At 38.4% G+C, this 16216-nt stretch carries 10 protein-coding genes; all 10 read right to left on the bottom strand.

The window, feature by feature from the left end; translation table 11 throughout:
• Positions 1–189 (bottom strand): DUF3466 family protein (locus CXF64_RS03205; RefSeq protein WP_157823657.1); only part of this gene is annotated, 189 nt, incomplete at its 3' end.
• A gap of 11 nt (positions 190–200) precedes the next feature.
• Complete coding sequence (uup, locus tag CXF64_RS03200) at positions 201–2114, bottom strand: ATP-binding cassette ATPase Uup (RefSeq protein ID WP_024607750.1); 1914 nt, start codon at positions 2112–2114, stop codon at positions 201–203.
• Positions 2115–2129: 15 nt separating this feature from the next.
• On the bottom strand, positions 2130–2369 hold the full coding sequence (locus CXF64_RS03195; protein ID WP_007586898.1) for a glutaredoxin family protein: 240 nt from the start codon (positions 2367–2369) through the stop codon (positions 2130–2132).
• Entirely contained in the window at positions 2362–4479 is a 2118-nt protein-coding gene (rlmKL, locus tag CXF64_RS03190; protein ID WP_007586899.1) for a bifunctional 23S rRNA (guanine(2069)-N(7))-methyltransferase RlmK/23S rRNA (guanine(2445)-N(2))-methyltransferase RlmL, read from the bottom strand. Before rlmKL ends, CXF64_RS03195 begins: the two co-directional genes overlap by 8 nt.
• A 91-nt stretch (positions 4480–4570) precedes the next feature.
• The gene (locus tag CXF64_RS03185) at positions 4571–5101 is read right to left on the bottom strand and encodes a cell division protein ZapC (protein ID WP_007586900.1); all 531 of its coding nucleotides are present in this window, start codon (positions 5099–5101) and stop codon (positions 4571–4573) included.
• Positions 5102–5218: 117 nt separating this feature from the next.
• Positions 5219–6229, bottom strand: coding sequence for a quinone-dependent dihydroorotate dehydrogenase (pyrD, locus tag CXF64_RS03180; protein WP_024589190.1), 1011 nt, complete (start codon positions 6227–6229; stop codon positions 5219–5221).
• Between the two features lie 120 nt (positions 6230–6349).
• Positions 6350–11191, bottom strand: a complete 4842-nt coding sequence (locus CXF64_RS03175; RefSeq protein WP_033027177.1) for an NAD-glutamate dehydrogenase — start codon at positions 11189–11191, stop codon at positions 6350–6352.
• A gap of 208 nt (positions 11192–11399) precedes the next feature.
• Positions 11400–13721: an efflux RND transporter permease subunit gene (locus tag CXF64_RS03170; protein ID WP_007586903.1), complete on the bottom strand. Its 2322-nt coding sequence runs from the start codon at positions 13719–13721 to the stop codon at positions 11400–11402.
• Positions 13721–14716, bottom strand: a complete 996-nt coding sequence (locus tag CXF64_RS03165; RefSeq protein WP_101216252.1) for a WD40/YVTN/BNR-like repeat-containing protein — start codon at positions 14714–14716, stop codon at positions 13721–13723. The genes CXF64_RS03170 and CXF64_RS03165 overlap by 1 nt, the downstream gene beginning before the upstream one ends.
• A gap of 126 nt (positions 14717–14842) precedes the next feature.
• Positions 14843–16207, bottom strand: coding sequence for a DUF1329 domain-containing protein (locus CXF64_RS03160; protein ID WP_024592567.1), 1365 nt, complete (start codon positions 16205–16207; stop codon positions 14843–14845).
• Between the last annotated feature and the right edge of the window lie 9 nt (positions 16208–16216).

The raw sequence follows: 16216 nt of genomic DNA, 5'->3' as shown, positions 1-16216 counted from the left end.
GCTGATATCAATAGGTAAATTGTATAAACCATTTGCGAAACCAATAATATGCCCGCTTTCGCTTACATCTGTTACATAAGAATATTTAGCGTCTTCAAGAGTCCCTAATTCACTTAACTGGTACGTAGCACTTGTTGCTGAAGTGCTTAATGTCGCTAAAATACTGGCAGCGAGTAATTTATATTTCATTTTAGTCCTTACTACTGATTCTGTAATTCTTCAAGTTCTTCCCAGCGCTCAAGCGCAGCTTCAAGGTCAGACTCAAGTTGTGCCAAATGGTTCAATGCTTTAGTTGTTACATCACTCTCTTGTTTAAAAAAGTCTGAGTCACTAACTACAGCTTGTTGAGCTTCAATTTCAGCTTCTAGTTTTTCCATTTTATTCGGTAGTTGCTCTAATTCAAGTTTTAATTTGTAAGAGAGTTTATTTGTTTTAGCTGCAGGTTTAGCAACTGGAGCGACTACTTTTTCAACTTTTTTTACTGGTTGCTGCTGCGTTTTTTTTTCTTGTTCAGCTAAATAGTTAACGTAAGCCTCATAGTCGCTATAGCCACCTACAATATCTGTAACTTTACCGTTACCTTCAAACGCCCATACACTTGAACATGTATTATCAATAAATTCACGGTCATGGCTTACAATCAGCACTGTACCTTGGTATTGATTAATGATGTCCTCTAGTAACTCTAACGTTTCAATGTCTAAGTCATTTGTTGGCTCATCGAGAACAAGGATATTAGACGGTTTTAAAAACAATTTAGCTAATAGTAATCTGTTTTTTTCACCACCAGAGAGTGCTTTAACAGGGGTTCGAGCACGTGCTGGCGGGAATAAAAAGTCTTGTAAATAACCTAAAACATGACGTGAGCGTCCGCCCATCATCACTTCTTGTTTACCTTCGGCAACGTTATCTTGAACTGTTGCTTCTTCATCAAGCTTTTCACGATATTGGTCAAAGTAAGCAAATTCTAAATTAACACCTTGCTTAGTTATGCCGCTATCTGGTTCTAAATCACCAAACATTAGCTTTAATAGTGTTGTTTTACCAATACCATTTGGGCCTACTAGACCGATTCTGTCACCGCGCATTACCAGTGTAGAAAAATCATCAGCAATAACTTTGTCTTTAAATGCATGACAAAGATTCTTAGCTTCAAATACTAACTTACCAGAGCGATCTGCTGTTTCAATATTGAAATCAGTTTTACCAACTTGGTCAACACGTTGCTTACGCTCTGTACGAAGCTGTTTTAACTCTCTAACACGTCCTTCGTTACGCGTTCTACGCGCTTTAACACCTTGGCGGATCCATGTTTCTTCTTCGGCTAAACGCTTATCGAACAATGCATTTTGGCTTTCTTCAACTTTTAAATCATGGGCTTTTTGCTCTAAGTACGTAGCGTAATCACCAGGGTACGAAATAAGCTTACCACGGTCTAAATCTAAAATACGCGTAGCAACAGCGCGAATAAACGCACGGTCATGCGATATAAATACGATTCCGCCCTTAAACTCTTTTAAAAATTGCTCAAGCCACATGACGCTTGCCATGTCTAAATGGTTTGTTGGCTCATCAAGTAATAATAAATCAGGCTCACTAACAAGTGCACGTGCAAGTGCTACTTTACGTAACCAGCCACCAGAAAGAGACTCAAGTTTAGCTTCTGGCGTTAATTCTAATTGTGTTAGCACTAATTGAATTCGGCTATCAAAGCGCCAGCCATCAGCCGCTTCTAATTGATTTGATAAACGTTCAAGCTTGTTTAATAACTTATCAGTACACACTGTTTGCAACTCATTACTTACATGATGAAAATCAATGAGTAAGTTTGCAATCTCAGGCATACCTTGCGCAACATAATCAAATACTGTGCCATTTGCGCCTTTTGGTGGATCTTGTTCTAAACGAGAAATTCTAATCCCGCCTAGCTGATTTATTTCACCATCATCTAATACAACTTCGCCATCAAGCACTTTTAATAGAGTTGACTTACCCGCGCCATTTCGACCAACAACACACACTCTTTCGCCACTTTCTATAACGGCATCTGCTTTGTTAAGCAAAGCATGCGTACCAAAAGCAAGTTGTGCTTTTAAAATTCTAATTAAATCCATAGTTCTTATTTGCTCTTATTCTGCTTGTGCTAAAAATTCGCGCACAGTGTGTAAAGTAAAAGGCCAAAATAATTGCTCGCCTTTTTCACTTTTTAATACAGGAATAGTAATTTGATACTCAGCTATAAGCTGCTCATCAGTCATAATATCGATTAGTAATAACTCACTCGTATTACTAAGTACCTCAGTGATAAGTTGCTCAGCTTGCTCGCACAAGTGGCAACCATCAGTGTGGTATAAAACCCATTTAGCCATGTGTGATTAACCAGCTATTATGGATTTTTTTATTACGTTTAAAGTCTGGTGATAACGTTTTATCTGAAATATTAATGGCTTTTAAACCTAAACCAATCAGACCAACTTCATCTATCACAAAGCCACGTTTGTTATTAGAGAAAATTAAGGTACCTGATGGGCTTAAAATCTTTTTAACCCACGTTAATAATTTAATGTGATCGCTCTGTACATCAAACGCGTCTTTCATACGTTTTGAGTTTGAAAACGTTGGAGGATCTAAAAATATCAAATCATATTGTGCTGTCGCGTGCTCTAACCATTTTAAACAATCAGCTTGTTCAAAACGGTATCGTGTATTACTAATACCATTTAAATCAAAGTTATCTTGGCCCCATTTTAAGTAGGTCTTTGATAAATCGACTGTAGTAATGGCTTTAGCACCACCAAGAGCAGCATGTACAGAAGCTGTACCTGTGTATGCAAAAAGGTTTAAGAAACGTTTATCTTTAGCATTTTCTTGAATATAACGGCGCATTAAGCGATGGTCTAAAAACAAGCCTGTGTCTAAGTAGTCAAATAAATTAACTTTGAACTTAGCACCAAACTCTTCAACAACCATAGTACGGTTTTGTTTAGACATAGCGGTGTACTGATCTTCGCCCTTCTGCTTTTTACGTACTTTTACAGCAATGTTTTCAGGTGAAATCTCAAGCTGTTGAGCCGTTAAACTTATTACGTCTTGCAGGCGTTTTTCTGATGTTTTTTCATCAATTTCTTTAGGCGCTGCATATTCAAAAATTACAGCAGAGTCGCCATAAATATCTACAGCAACATTGTATTCAGGGATATCCGCTTCATAGACGCGATAAGCATCTATTTTATTTTGTTTAAGCCAGTTTTTTAAGCCTTGCTTATTTTTTTTCAATCTATTTGCAAATGACGTTGAGCCTTCAAAATTGAGTGCTTTTTTGTCATCTGTAGTCAAACTTACTTGCTTATCATCTAATTGATATAAGTTAAGTTCTACATCAAGCGGGCCATTTTTAAATTTATAACGCTTAAGGCGCACAAGTTTTAAAAGTTTAAATAAGCTCTCGTCCATACCCAATAAGGCAAGTTTCCAGTGATTGAAGTGCTTTTTAAAGCCAACGCCTAAATTACGGTGTAAATCAACAAGCTCAGCCATAGAGCCAATACGCTCACCATAAGGTAAGTTTGAAATTACAACACCCGGTAATTTTGCAACAGCTGTAAGTTTAGTTGCATCACTTTGCTTAAACTTAATCACGTCGTCAAGCTCTGCACGTTTAGCATTATCAATTGCTTTACTTAATACTTGCTCATCGTAATCGTGGCCAATTAACCATAATTTAGGATCAGTAATATTAGCGAGTAACTCTTCTTTAAGCTCTTTAAACTTAGCGGCTCTAAAACTGGGTAAACGCTCAAAAGCAAAACCTTCACGGAATAGTCCTGGCGCTTCGTTTCGCGCCATACCGGCAGCTTCTATCAAAATAGTACCCGCACCACAACATGGATCGAATAAAGGCTGTTTTACATTTTCAAGCCAGCCACTTCGCTTAATTAATGCAGCAGCTAAGTGCTCTTTAATTGGCGCTTTACCTTGGCCTTGGCGGTAACCACGTTCTGACAAACGAGGACCTGAATAGTCAATATACATCGATACGCCGTAACGATTTAATCGTGCAACTACGCGCACGTTAGCATCTTGCTTATCAACGTTAGGACGTTGCTCATATAAATCATTAAAATAGTCAACAATCGCATCTTTGATTACAAGACCCGAAAATTGCGTGTTTTTTAATGAGTCATTGGTACCGTTGAAGTCGACAGCGAATGTTTGCGTAGGTCCAAACCATTCTTGCCAAGGTTGCGAGCGCGCAAAATTATACAGGCTATTTTTGTCATCTACGCCTTCTTTTTCTTCAATAAGCATAAGCACACGCGTTGCAAAACGAGTTGATAAACAAACCTTTTGCGCAAGTAATGAGTCAGCCTCAAAACGAACAGAACCAACAGTTTGCTTAGACACGGTTGCGCCAAGTTCTGTTAGTTCATCAACCAATAAATTTTCGATTCCGATAGAAGTAAGTGCGATAAATTGCAAAGTAATAACCCTTAATAGCTAATTGCGCAGGATTATAACATAGGTTGGGCGACAAACACGCCATAAAGACACGCTTAAGACTTAAATTTGGTTAGGCGGTTTGACTTTGATATTGCTGATTTAGGATGGGGTGTACTCGATTATTCAAAATACGGATTACTTCAAATTGCGCTAAAGATAAGTTTTCGTCTAATTTAAAGGTTTCACTTAAATTCAAACAAATAGATGCATCAGGACAATGCTCTACAATTAAAAAATCACCTGACTGCGCTTTAGATGTTAATTTTACTATTGCCTCTACGCTTGGCTCTGTCCCGGTGTATTCTTCAAAAAACCAACTTTTTGCTAAAACGGGTTTTAAGTGATACTTAACAGCAGTCGCATTTAATGATATTTGACAAATTTGAGCCGCAGACCACAATTCAAATCCATCCAGATAATTATAAACTTGTTCGTAAAATGCAGCATCTTCGAGACTAAAACGTGGATTTTTAAAAACAGAATCGGTGAGCTGTCTTAATTTATAAGGCGTGCATAATTGCATGTCGTCATTTAAATCAAGTAACAAACGATTTTTATCAGGACAAGTAATCCACTGCCATTGCTTTGATGCTTGTAACATTTACTCCTCCTTGGGTATGTTGAATAATTATTGCTCAGAGTATAACCGCTTTTGACCACTTTTAAAATGTTTGCTTAGAACATTTAGCTAACGATCAAAAGCTTAGATAACTGATCCTTATAAGCCGTTAACGATCGACTTTACCAATTGTGGACCTTTGTAGATGAACCCAGTATAAACCTGAACTAAATTTGCGCCTGCATCTAACTTTTCTTTTGCAGATGTAGCATCATCAATACCGCCGACTCCGATGATTGGTAGCTTACCTTGTGTTAAGCGTTTTAGTTCACTTACTACCTCTGTAGAGCGCATTCTAACAGGGTGACCTGATAAACCGCCCGCCTCTTGTGCATATTGCTGCCCCATAACTGCGGCTCGCTCAAGCGTTGTGTTTGTGGCAATTACACCATCAATTTTATTATTTAAAAGTGATTCACTTACTTGCTCTATTTGTATTTGATCGAGATCCGGTGCAATTTTTACAAGCATAGGCACTTGCTTATTATGCTTTGAAATTAAATCTAACTGTTCATTTTTAAGACTTTGCAATAAATCATCAAGTGCAGCACCATATTGTAAATCACGAAGCCCTGGGGTATTTGGTGATGAAATATTTACCGTAATGTATGAGGCATGCTCAAATACTTTACGCATACAATGAATGTAGTCATCTTTACCTTGTTCATTAGGTGTATCTTTATTTTTACCAATATTGATACCGAGTATGCCACTGTACTTTGCTGCTTTTACATTTTCGACTAAATTATCAACACCTTTATTATTAAAGCCCATACGGTTAATAATTGCGTTTGACTCTGGAAGTCTAAAAATACGTGGCTTATCATTACCAACTTGAGGACGCGGTGTAACCGTTCCAACTTCAATAAAACCAAATCCCATTTGGCTAAAAGCATCAATACATTCTGCATTTTTATCAAGGCCAGCGGCAAGCCCTACTGGGTTTTTAAATTCAAGACCTAAAAAGTTTACGGGTTTATCTGAAACACTTTGTGACCAAGCTATATTTAGAGGCGTATTAGCAAAACGACGAAGATTATTAAGTGCAAACTCATGCGCCCACTCCGCATCACGGGTAAACATAAAACGGCGAGCTAAATCATAAAACATCAATATAATCCTCTTTTTAAATTTCAGACAAAAAAATACCTCAGACAAGGCTGAGGTATTGTATAACAATTTTAACAATCAGTTATTTATTTACTAAACAAATAACTGATTAAAGCTAAATTATTTTCCTGATGTATCACAGTTATGACTTAATAACATAAGTTCACGAAGTGCAACTGAGAACTTAGCAAAGTCGTGGCTTTGTGATGTTTTAAACTCAGCCAACATTTGTTTCCAACGCTGAAGTAATAAATCTTGACTATCCATCCACTCATCTATTTGACTATCAACATCGCTCTCGTCACCTTCAAAGCTATTTAGCACCACTTCAGATAACGTACGTTGCTGCCAATCAAGCTCTTCACGGTAAGATGAACGAGCAAGTGCTTGCCAATGATTTGCTACTGGTTGCTTAGTTATTTGCTCTAAGAACCAATGCAGACCCATTCTTGCGCCTAGTTTAAAGTAAGTATTCGATACCATCGAAATACTCTTACCTGAATTATTAGCAACTTCAGCTAAATCCATCACAGAGAATAAGCTTGATAACGAAACAATACGCTTAGCTATATCTGCAGGAACGCCGGCATCAATTAACTTATTAGCTTCAATTACAATACGGTCATTTTCTTTTTCAATCATGTACGTATTTAAATTATCGCTTAAATCTTTAAATGTTGGCGCAAAGAATTCAATTCCTTGTTCAATCGTTTGTGACTTATTACGATGACGTAAGAACCAACGCGTAGTACGGCGAACAGTACGACGAAGTTGGTAAAGCATTTCAGTTTGTACCGCTGCTGGTATTTTATTATCCAGTGCGCTGATAGAAGACCATGTATCGCGCATTTCAAATATTTCGCTAGCAATTGAGTAACACATTGCAATTTCAGCTTCGTTGGCACCGGTTTCTTCATGCATACGTACCATGAAGTTTAAACCCATATCATTAACGATACTGTTAGCAAGTTTAGTTGCAATAATTTCTTTACGAAGTGGATGGTTGTTCATCGCATCGTTAAACTTCTCACGTAGAGGACGTGGGAATGACTTCACAAGCAATTGACGATAGTAAGGGTTTTCAGTAATTTCATCACTTACTAAAGACTCTTTTAATACCATTTTTGCGTAAGACACTAGCACTGAAAGCTCAGGGCGAGTTAAGTCTTTACCTGCGGCTGCACGTTCTGCCAATTCTTCATCACTTGGAATGAACTCAATAGCACGGTTTAACTTGCCATCTTTTTCAAGTGCATGAATAAAGCGAATCTTTTCTTTAAGCGTTGAAGTACCTTTAGACTGCGTAATTGAAATAGTATGTGTTTGACGGTAACAGTCTTTTAATACTAATTCAGATACTTCATCTGTCATTGAGTAAAGTAGCTCATCACGTTGTTTACGTGTTAAGTCACCTTCAGCAACCAAGCCATTAAGTAAAATCTTAATGTTAACTTCGTTATCTGAACAGGCAACGCCCCCTACGTTATCAATAAAGTCAGTATTAACACGACCACCCTTAGCTGCAAATTCAACACGACCTAATTGAGTTGCACCTAAGTTACCGCCCTCACCAATTATTTTAGCGCCTAAATCTCTACCATTGATACGTAGTGCATCGTTTGCACGATCCCCTACATCTGCATCAGTTTCTTTAGAGTTTTTAATGTATGTACCAATACCGCCATTCCACAGTAAATCGAACTCCATCATCAATGAAGCTTTCATTAACTCGTTTGGGGTCATACTTGCTTTTTTAGTGCCCAACATTTTTTTCATTTCTGGGCTAAGCGTAATTGATTTAGCGGCACGAGAGAAAACACCACCACCGGCAGAAATTAACTCTTTATTATAATCTTCCCAAGATGAACGCGGCATATTAAATAAACGTTCGCGCTCTGGGTAAGAAGTAGCAGCATCTGGGTTAGGATCAACAAAAATGTGCATATGGTTAAAGGCAACTTGTAAACGAATATGCTTAGATAACAACATACCATTACCAAATACATCACCAGCCATATCGCCTATAGCTACCACTGTAAAGTCAGTCGTTTGACAATCGATATCCATTTCACGGAAATGTCGTTTAACTGACTCCCATGCGCCTTTAGCTGTAATACCCATTTTCTTATGATCGTAACCAACGGAGCCACCTGATGCGAATGCATCGCCTAGCCAGAAATTGTATTCATTAGCTATGCCGTTTGCGATATCAGAGAAAGTAGCGGTTCCTTTATCGGCTGCAACCACTAAGTAAGCATCATCTTCATCGTGGCGAACAACATCGCGAGCTGGGACTACTTCCCCGCGCTCTATGTTATCTGTAATATCTAGAAGACCACGGATAAAGATTTTGTAACACTCTTGGCCTTCTTTTATAAACGCTTCGCGCTCACTAGGTAATTGTTTACATACAAAACCACCTTTAGAACCAACAGGTACAATTACTGTATTTTTAACTTGTTGCGCTTTAACTAAGCCAAGTACTTCAGTACGGAAATCTTCACGACGGTCAGACCAACGCAGACCACCACGCGCTACTTTACCGTAACGTAAATGCACACCTTCAACGCGCGGAGAGTATACAAAAATCTCAAACGCAGGAAGAGGAAGCGGTACATCAGGAATTAAGCTAGGCTGTATTTTAAACGAGACATAAGACTTAAACTGACCTGCATCATCTTTTTGGAAATAGTTAGTACGTAGCGTCGCAACAATCATATCTACGTATAAACGTATAATACGGTCATCATCAAGGTTTGCTACATTTTCAAGTTCTAAGTAGATTTGCGTACTTAACTTTTCAAGTGTTTTAGCACTTGCTGGGCTCTTAACTGAGAACTTTTTAGCAAATAAATTAACAATTTGCGCTGCAATGTTTGGATAATTTGCAAATGTGCTTTCAATGTAACTTTGTGAGAACGTTACACCAATTTGACGCATATACTTAGCGTAAGCACGTAAAATAGAGGCTTCGCGGCCAGTTAGGCCACCCATTAACACTAAACGGTTAAAACCATCGTTTTCAAGGCGGTTGCCCCACACATTTGTTAATGCAGCGCGAAAACGTGCTGAAATTTTATCAAAGTCTGCCATCCCTTTGCTGTCAATAAGCATCGAGAAGTCCATGATCCAGTTAATACGACCATCGCTAGTTTTAACTGAATATGGTGTTTCACCAACAACGCGCAGACCAAAGTTTTCAAGCATTGGCATAACATCAGATAAGTGAATTGGCTCATCTTTATGGAATAAGCTTAATCGTACAATATTACTGTTTGCTTCTTCTTGAGGACGGTAAAACAGCATTTCTAGCTTGTTTTCATCGCTAAGTAGTTCTAACTTTTCGATATCAACAACCGCAGCACTTGGAAGCACTTCGTCTTTGTATGAGCGTGCAAACGCATTACAGTATTTACGATTTAAATCGTTACCACGTGCTTCACCCGCAGACTCTAAAAGTGCAGATTGAAGTTTATCTTCCCACGTACGTGCAGCTTCTACTAAATTGTTTTCGATGTCTTTCACGTTATATTCGATCTTGTTGTCGGTCACACGAACGGTGTAATGAGTACGCGCCAGTGTTGACTCAGAGAAATAAGTAGTAAATTCGACTTTATCGTCAGAATTAAATGCATTAGCTAATATATCTTGCGTTTCACGACGAAGAGCCGTGTTATAGCGTTCGCGAGGAACATAAACCATGCAAGATAAAAAGCGACCATACGCATCTTTACGTACAAACAAGCGACACATATCGCGCTCTTGTACTTGTAAAACACCCATAGCAACTTCAAGTAGCTCACTTTCGCGCGCTTGAACTAGCTCATCACGTGGGTAGGTTTCTAAAATATTTAAAACAGCTTTGTAAGCGTGTGTACCTTTAGCAAAATCACACATTTCCATAATGCGGTTAATTTTACTTTTTAAAACAGGCACATCAGTAGCACTGTTATTGTAAAAGCTTGATGAGAACAAACCAATAAAGCGGTCTTCACCAATTACATTGCCTTCATCGTCAAAACGCTTAATACCTACGTAATCAATGTAAGCTGGACGGTGAACGCGAGAAACAGAGTTAGTTTTTGTTAGGATCAGTAGGTTGCTGCTGCGTGCTTCTTGGCGAGCAACTTCTGGTAATTCTGATAATAATCGTGTGTGTTCTTCAGTAGAGTTTTTCATCAAGCCAAGGCTTGATTCCATTTTACCTTTTAATTGGTAATCACCTTGAACTGGGCTTAGCTCATATTCACGGTAACCCATTAGGGTAAAGTTATCTTTCGCTAACCAATCTAAAAACTCAGTTGTTTCTGAAACTTCTTCTGTCGTTTTATTGTGATGACGTTTAGGTAACTCTTTGGTTACTGCAATCAATTTTTTACGAATTGGCTGCCAATCATCAACAGCAACTGACACATCAACAAGAACCGACTCTAACTCTTTCTTGAAAGACTCAATCACAGAAGAATCTGTTTGACGGTCAATTTCAATAAAAAATACTGTTTTAGTAGATGAGGATTCTTGCTCTGCTTTTAAATTTGATAATCCGGAAATTTTAGCGTTTTCATCGCGCTTAATTTTTAATGGGCAGTGAAGTAATAAGTGAGAGGCGATATTTTCACGAGTCATGGCCATACGAACAGAATCAACTAAAAACGGCATGTCTTTAGTAATAATTTCTACAATTGTATGTGATGACTGCCAGCCATCTTTTGCCACTTCAGGGTTGAAAACGCGGATAACAGCGTCGTCGGTAGTATTTTTTTCTAGCGAGTTCCAAAGGCTTAATGCTGCGCCATATAGGTCACTATCGTTGCGGTTTGCCAAATCCTCTTTAGACATATTGCTGTACAAGGCTTTGGCGAATTTCTCAACGAGTAACACATTATCAGCGCGAACTTTTTTCTGGATCAGCTTACAGACATTATCTAGGATAACCGAGGCTTGGCCTTCATTTCGTGTCATTGTATGTTCCTTAATCTATTACTGCTCAGGAGCAGGAATTTGTACAGCTATTCATTAGCGTGGAGTCAATTAAATTCTAACCCTTTTACAGCTAATAAACAGCCTTTTCGATGAAAACATTTTAAGCATTTCAGCTATTTGGTCATCTATTCACAAATTGTAGATATAAATGGCCTTTACAGGCCATTTAGGAGCAAAATTATTCACATTATTTTTTCTGGTCAGTCCAGAGAAGGCTACCAATAGCGGGTAATAACAACACTGCACCTAACATATTTACTAAAAACATGAAGGTTAACAGTATACCCATATCAACTTGGAATTTAAGATCTGAGAATATCCACGTACTCACACCAATCGCAAGTGTAATACCGGTAAATAGAACCGCACTTCCACGTTCAACAAGCGCATTTCGATAAGCAACACTTAATGGTACATTTTGCTTAAGCTGCCCCATCATCGACGACAGTATATAAATGCCGTAATCGACCCCAATACCCACTCCTAGAGCAATAACTGGCAAAGTAGAAACGGTTAAGCCTATTTCTAATTGCACCATAAGTGCTTGTGCAAGTGTTGATACGATATAAAGCGGCAATACCACTGCAATCGTTGCTTTTACGCTTCTAAAGCTCATTAAACATAAAATGATAACGGCACCATAAACATAAAGCATCATTGGTATTTGCGCTTCTGCAACTGATTCATTCGTGGCTGCCATTACACCAACAGGTCCTGACGCTAACTTAAATGCTAATTTATCAGTGCCCTCTTCTTGCGCAAATTGCTTAACACTCTTAATTACAGTATCGATAGTTTGTGCTTTATGATCATCTAAAAATATAATCACTGGCATAACTGAACAATCACCGTTAAGTAAACCTGTACTAGTTTCAACTCGAGACGTTGACTGCACTAAACTTGCTGAATTTCGTGGCAAGCTTTGCCATTTCAAATTGCCTTCGTTGTAGCCTGCGTTAACCGATTGAGCTACAGAGCTCAAACTTACAGCAGACTGCACACCGGCCACATTCTCTACTTTGTATTGAAAACGGCTTATACGCTCCATCACATCATGCTCAGTACATGCTGCAGGATACGCTTCTACAATTACCTTTAAGATATCAGACGAGATAGTGTACTTGTCTGATATTAAAAACGTGTCTTGATTATAACGAGCATCTTGATGCAGTGATGGCGCGCCTGCATGTAAGTCACCTATACGCATTTTATCTGCTTGCCAGTAACCTAAAGCAAATAGTACAAGGGTAAAACCAATAATCATTTTAGCTACTTTAGGATCAGTCGCTTTAACAAGTAAGTCGCGGATTTTATCAAGCATGTTTGGTTTTGCTGCATCACCAGATTGAATATGTACACTGTTTTCAAAGTTCATGTACGAAGCCCAAACTGGCAATAAGATTAAATTAGTAAATATAATTACTGCTACACCTAAACTCGCTGTAATGGCAAGTTCACGGATAATACCAATATCAATGGTAAGTAATGTTAAGAAGCCTACGGTGTCTGAAAGCAGTGCAATACCGCCTGGCACTAATAAAGCCCTAAAACTTGACTGACAACAAATACGTGTTGTTTTACCTTCACCTACTTTTTTACCAATCGCATTTATCATCTGCACACCATGGCTTACACCAATAGCAAATACTAAAAACGGTACCAAAATAGACATAGGATCAAGGCCAAAACCTAAACTTGAAAGCAGGCCTAATTGCCAAATAACAGCAATAATGGAACATGCGATAGGCAAAATAGTCAGCTTTAAACTGCCACAAAATAGCCAGACCATAATAAAGGTAAAAGCGATAGCAATGGCAAAAAATACAACCACCCCTTTTGCACCTTCCGCTATATCACCAGCCATTTTTGCAAAGCCAATAATATGAATACTTACTTTGTCCGTACTTAAAGGCTCTCTTAAATCACTTTCTAGCTTTTGTGCAAAAGCTAATGTGTCTAATTTTTGTTGTGTTTGAGGATCAGTTTCTAAAAGTTGAGCAGTTACCATTGCACACGAATAATCGCTGGCAATCATACGTCCTACAACTTTTGCTTTTTCAATGTTTTCCTTTACTACACCTAAACCACGCTTATCTGCTTTAAAGTTAGCAGGAATAATTGGGCCACCGGCAAAGCCATCCTCCACTACTTCAACAAAACGAGCACTGGGTGAAAATATTGAGTTAACTAATGGACGATTTACGCCAGGAATGAAATAAAGCTGATCGTGAACCGCTTTTAATTGAGTAAAGAACTCTGGATTAAATATATCACCACTGTCATCACACACTGAAATCAAAATACTATTTGCACCACCAAACTGCTTTTCATGCTTGGTATACACTTTCATATAATCGTGGTTTAACGGGATATTTTTATTAAACGATGCATCTAATTGAATTTGAGTCGCTTTGAATACAAGTAAACAGGTTATAAGTGCAAAACTTATAAGCATAATTAAGCGATGTCTAAAAATCGCCTTTTCAATAAAATCGAGTAGTTTATGCATTAAGGGGTTAACTCCTTCACTTTAATGCCATCTTCTGTAGCCATGATCAGCCTGTTATCTAAAATTACACCATCAAGAATCGCTTTACCGTCAGCAAGCTGCTCATGGGTGAGTAACCCATCTTGAAGATGAAAAATAACGCCACTGTTGGCAAGCATAAGCCATTGTTTGTTATTATAATTAATGATGTTGTTGATCGTCGCTGTTTTAACATTTTCGAAATGCTGCCACTGCTGTTCACCATTTTGCTTTGCAAAAACATTACCTCGAAGCCCTGCCACAATTTCTTGTGTGCTATCTGATGCAACTGCAAAAAATGAGCCAGGATAAATTTCTTCTATCCTTTGCCAAGTTTGACCATCATCAATGCTTCTGGCCATCAAGCCCATCTCACCAACCAGCATTAAACCATTATCTGTTTTTTCGATTCGATTAAAGTGCGGTAAAATTGAAGCAGTTTCGGCTTCGTATCCTTCGGGGTCATTTTCTTTTAAATCGTTCAAGTAATCACGATCATCACTAAATAATAGCGAATCTAAAAAGCGTTTTTGCCAATGTTTACCACCATCGGTGGTTTGATAAAACATGCCATATGCGCCCACTGCAAAACCTTTTAAATCATCTTCAAATAGAATATCTAAACATGGTTTGTCTAATTTTGGTTGTGCTTGTTGTAGTTGCCAATTAACACCACCGTCAGTAGTATTTATTATTGTTGCATCGTGGCCACACGCCCATCCATTATTTTCATTACTAAAATCAACGGCAGTTAATAGCACTTGAGTTGGGACTAGCTCAGCTTGTTGCCATTTATCACCCGAGATACTTTTAATAACAGTACCGTGTTTACCTACTGCAATTAGACCATTGCCTGTGTTGGTTATGTCGGTGAGTAAGGTTTTAGCTGCATTTGTTAAACTGATTGCATTGTTAGGGGCTTCTTGTGCAACACTCGCACCGCTTATTATCAGGCTGGCATATACCAAATACTTCATAAATTTTAATCGCCTTGTACGAGAGAGTTGTTTGTCTTTTTACTGGGGAAAGCGTTGCGCGCTGTAAGACAAACGCGATGAGAAAGGAAAAGGCACTTAACAAATTGTTAAGTGCCTAGTTTAATACTATCTACCTGCGCGACGTAAAGCGCTTGAAGTAAATTCGTTATCGTTAAATGACTGTGAAAAATCGTACATTTTTTCTTGGTTATCTAAACCAATTGCTAAATAACGACGAGAATTCAAATCATGATAAACCTCAAGCGTACTCCACTGTGTAGGTACTTCGTAGTAGTTAAGGCCATAAGCCATTGCTACACGGTAAAGTTGGTCGCGGTTATCATAAATATCAGTAACCTGTACTTGCCAGCTATCCTCATCGATGTAAAACACACGTTTTTTATAGATATGACGTGTATCATCTTTTAAGTTAGCTTCAACAACCCAAACACGGTGTTTTTCGTAACGTGTATGTTCTGGGTTAATATGGCCAGGCATTAAAATATCATCGTACTCTAGCTTATCACTATGAAGTTTATAGCTGTTATAAGGTATATATAACTCTTGCTTGCCTTTTAGTGTCCAGTTGTAACGATTTGGCGAGCCATTAAACATATCAAAATCATCGGTAGTACGCAGGCTATCTGCAGCTGTGCCTGGTGCATCATATGCAACATTAGGTGCACGACGAACTCGGCGTTGTCCCGAGTTATAAGTCCATGCTTGGCGCGGCGTTAATATTTGATCCATTGTTTCATGAACTAATAATGCAGTACCCGCTAAACGAGCTGGTTCTGTAACGCTTTGTTTGAACTTAAACAAAATATTTGAGTCTTGCAGCTCTGCTGGTGTTGCACTAGGGTCTGAGTATTTAACTAATAACTGCTCATCAAAGCCAACATAGTTATAAGAACCAGATGCAGTCGGTGCAGCTTGACCACCAAAACGCTCAATAGACTGGCCACGGTAACGTAATAAGTGATTCCAAATTGCCTCTAAACCCGTTTTAGGTATAGGGAAAGGAATACCAATCGCTGTATTTTTAATACCGTTACCGCCTTCTATTAATTCAGCAGTCGGTGCAAACTTTTTAGTCGCATCATACACAAACTGAGGGTAAGAAGCAGAACGACGTGTTTCATACACTGGCATTTTAAATGTGTCTGGGTATGCTTCAAATAAAGCAATTTGACCCGGACTTAAATTGGCTTTGTACTTTTCAATATTACTTTTATCAATAGTGAAAAGCACTTTATCAGCTGTAAATGGGTCAAGGTGATGCATACCAGCTTCATAACCTGCTGGTGCAGAAGTAATGCCATTATTCCATGCTGGAATAGAACCATCAGCATTAGCTGCTTTTTCTGCGCCCATTGGCGTTAAGTTTTGACCTAATTGAGCAACTTCATCAGCGTTTAATTTAGCTAAAGCTGCGCTGCTTGCAAACAAGCTACAAAAAGCTGTAGCGATGAGGGTAGGTTTTTTAATCATAGTAATGTT

This window comes from Pseudoalteromonas sp. GutCa3 (assembly GCF_002836155.1).
Taxonomy (GTDB): Bacteria; Pseudomonadota; Gammaproteobacteria; order Enterobacterales; family Alteromonadaceae; genus Pseudoalteromonas; species Pseudoalteromonas arctica.
The sequence above is the reverse complement of the archived record's forward strand: the minus strand, read 5'-3'. Positions and strand labels throughout refer to the sequence as shown.

Coding starts and splice junctions, on each gene's coding strand:
- CXF64_RS03160 (WP_024592567.1), bottom strand. CDS start 16,207: ATGATTAAAAAACCTACCCTCATCGCTACAGCTTTTTGTAGCTTGTTT.
- CXF64_RS03185 (WP_007586900.1), bottom strand. CDS start 5,101: ATGTTACAAGCATCAAAGCAATGGCAGTGGATTACTTGTCCTGATAAA.
- CXF64_RS03170 (WP_007586903.1), bottom strand. CDS start 13,721: ATGCATAAACTACTCGATTTTATTGAAAAGGCGATTTTTAGACATCGC.
- CXF64_RS03195 (WP_007586898.1), bottom strand. CDS start 2,369: ATGGCTAAATGGGTTTTATACCACACTGATGGTTGCCACTTGTGCGAG.
- uup (WP_024607750.1), bottom strand. CDS start 2,114: ATGGATTTAATTAGAATTTTAAAAGCACAACTTGCTTTTGGTACGCAT.
- CXF64_RS03165 (WP_101216252.1), bottom strand. CDS start 14,716: ATGAAGTATTTGGTATATGCCAGCCTGATAATAAGCGGTGCGAGTGTT.
- pyrD (WP_024589190.1), bottom strand. CDS start 6,229: ATGTTTTATGATTTAGCTCGCCGTTTTATGTTTACCCGTGATGCGGAG.
- CXF64_RS03175 (WP_033027177.1), bottom strand. CDS start 11,191: ATGACACGAAATGAAGGCCAAGCCTCGGTTATCCTAGATAATGTCTGT.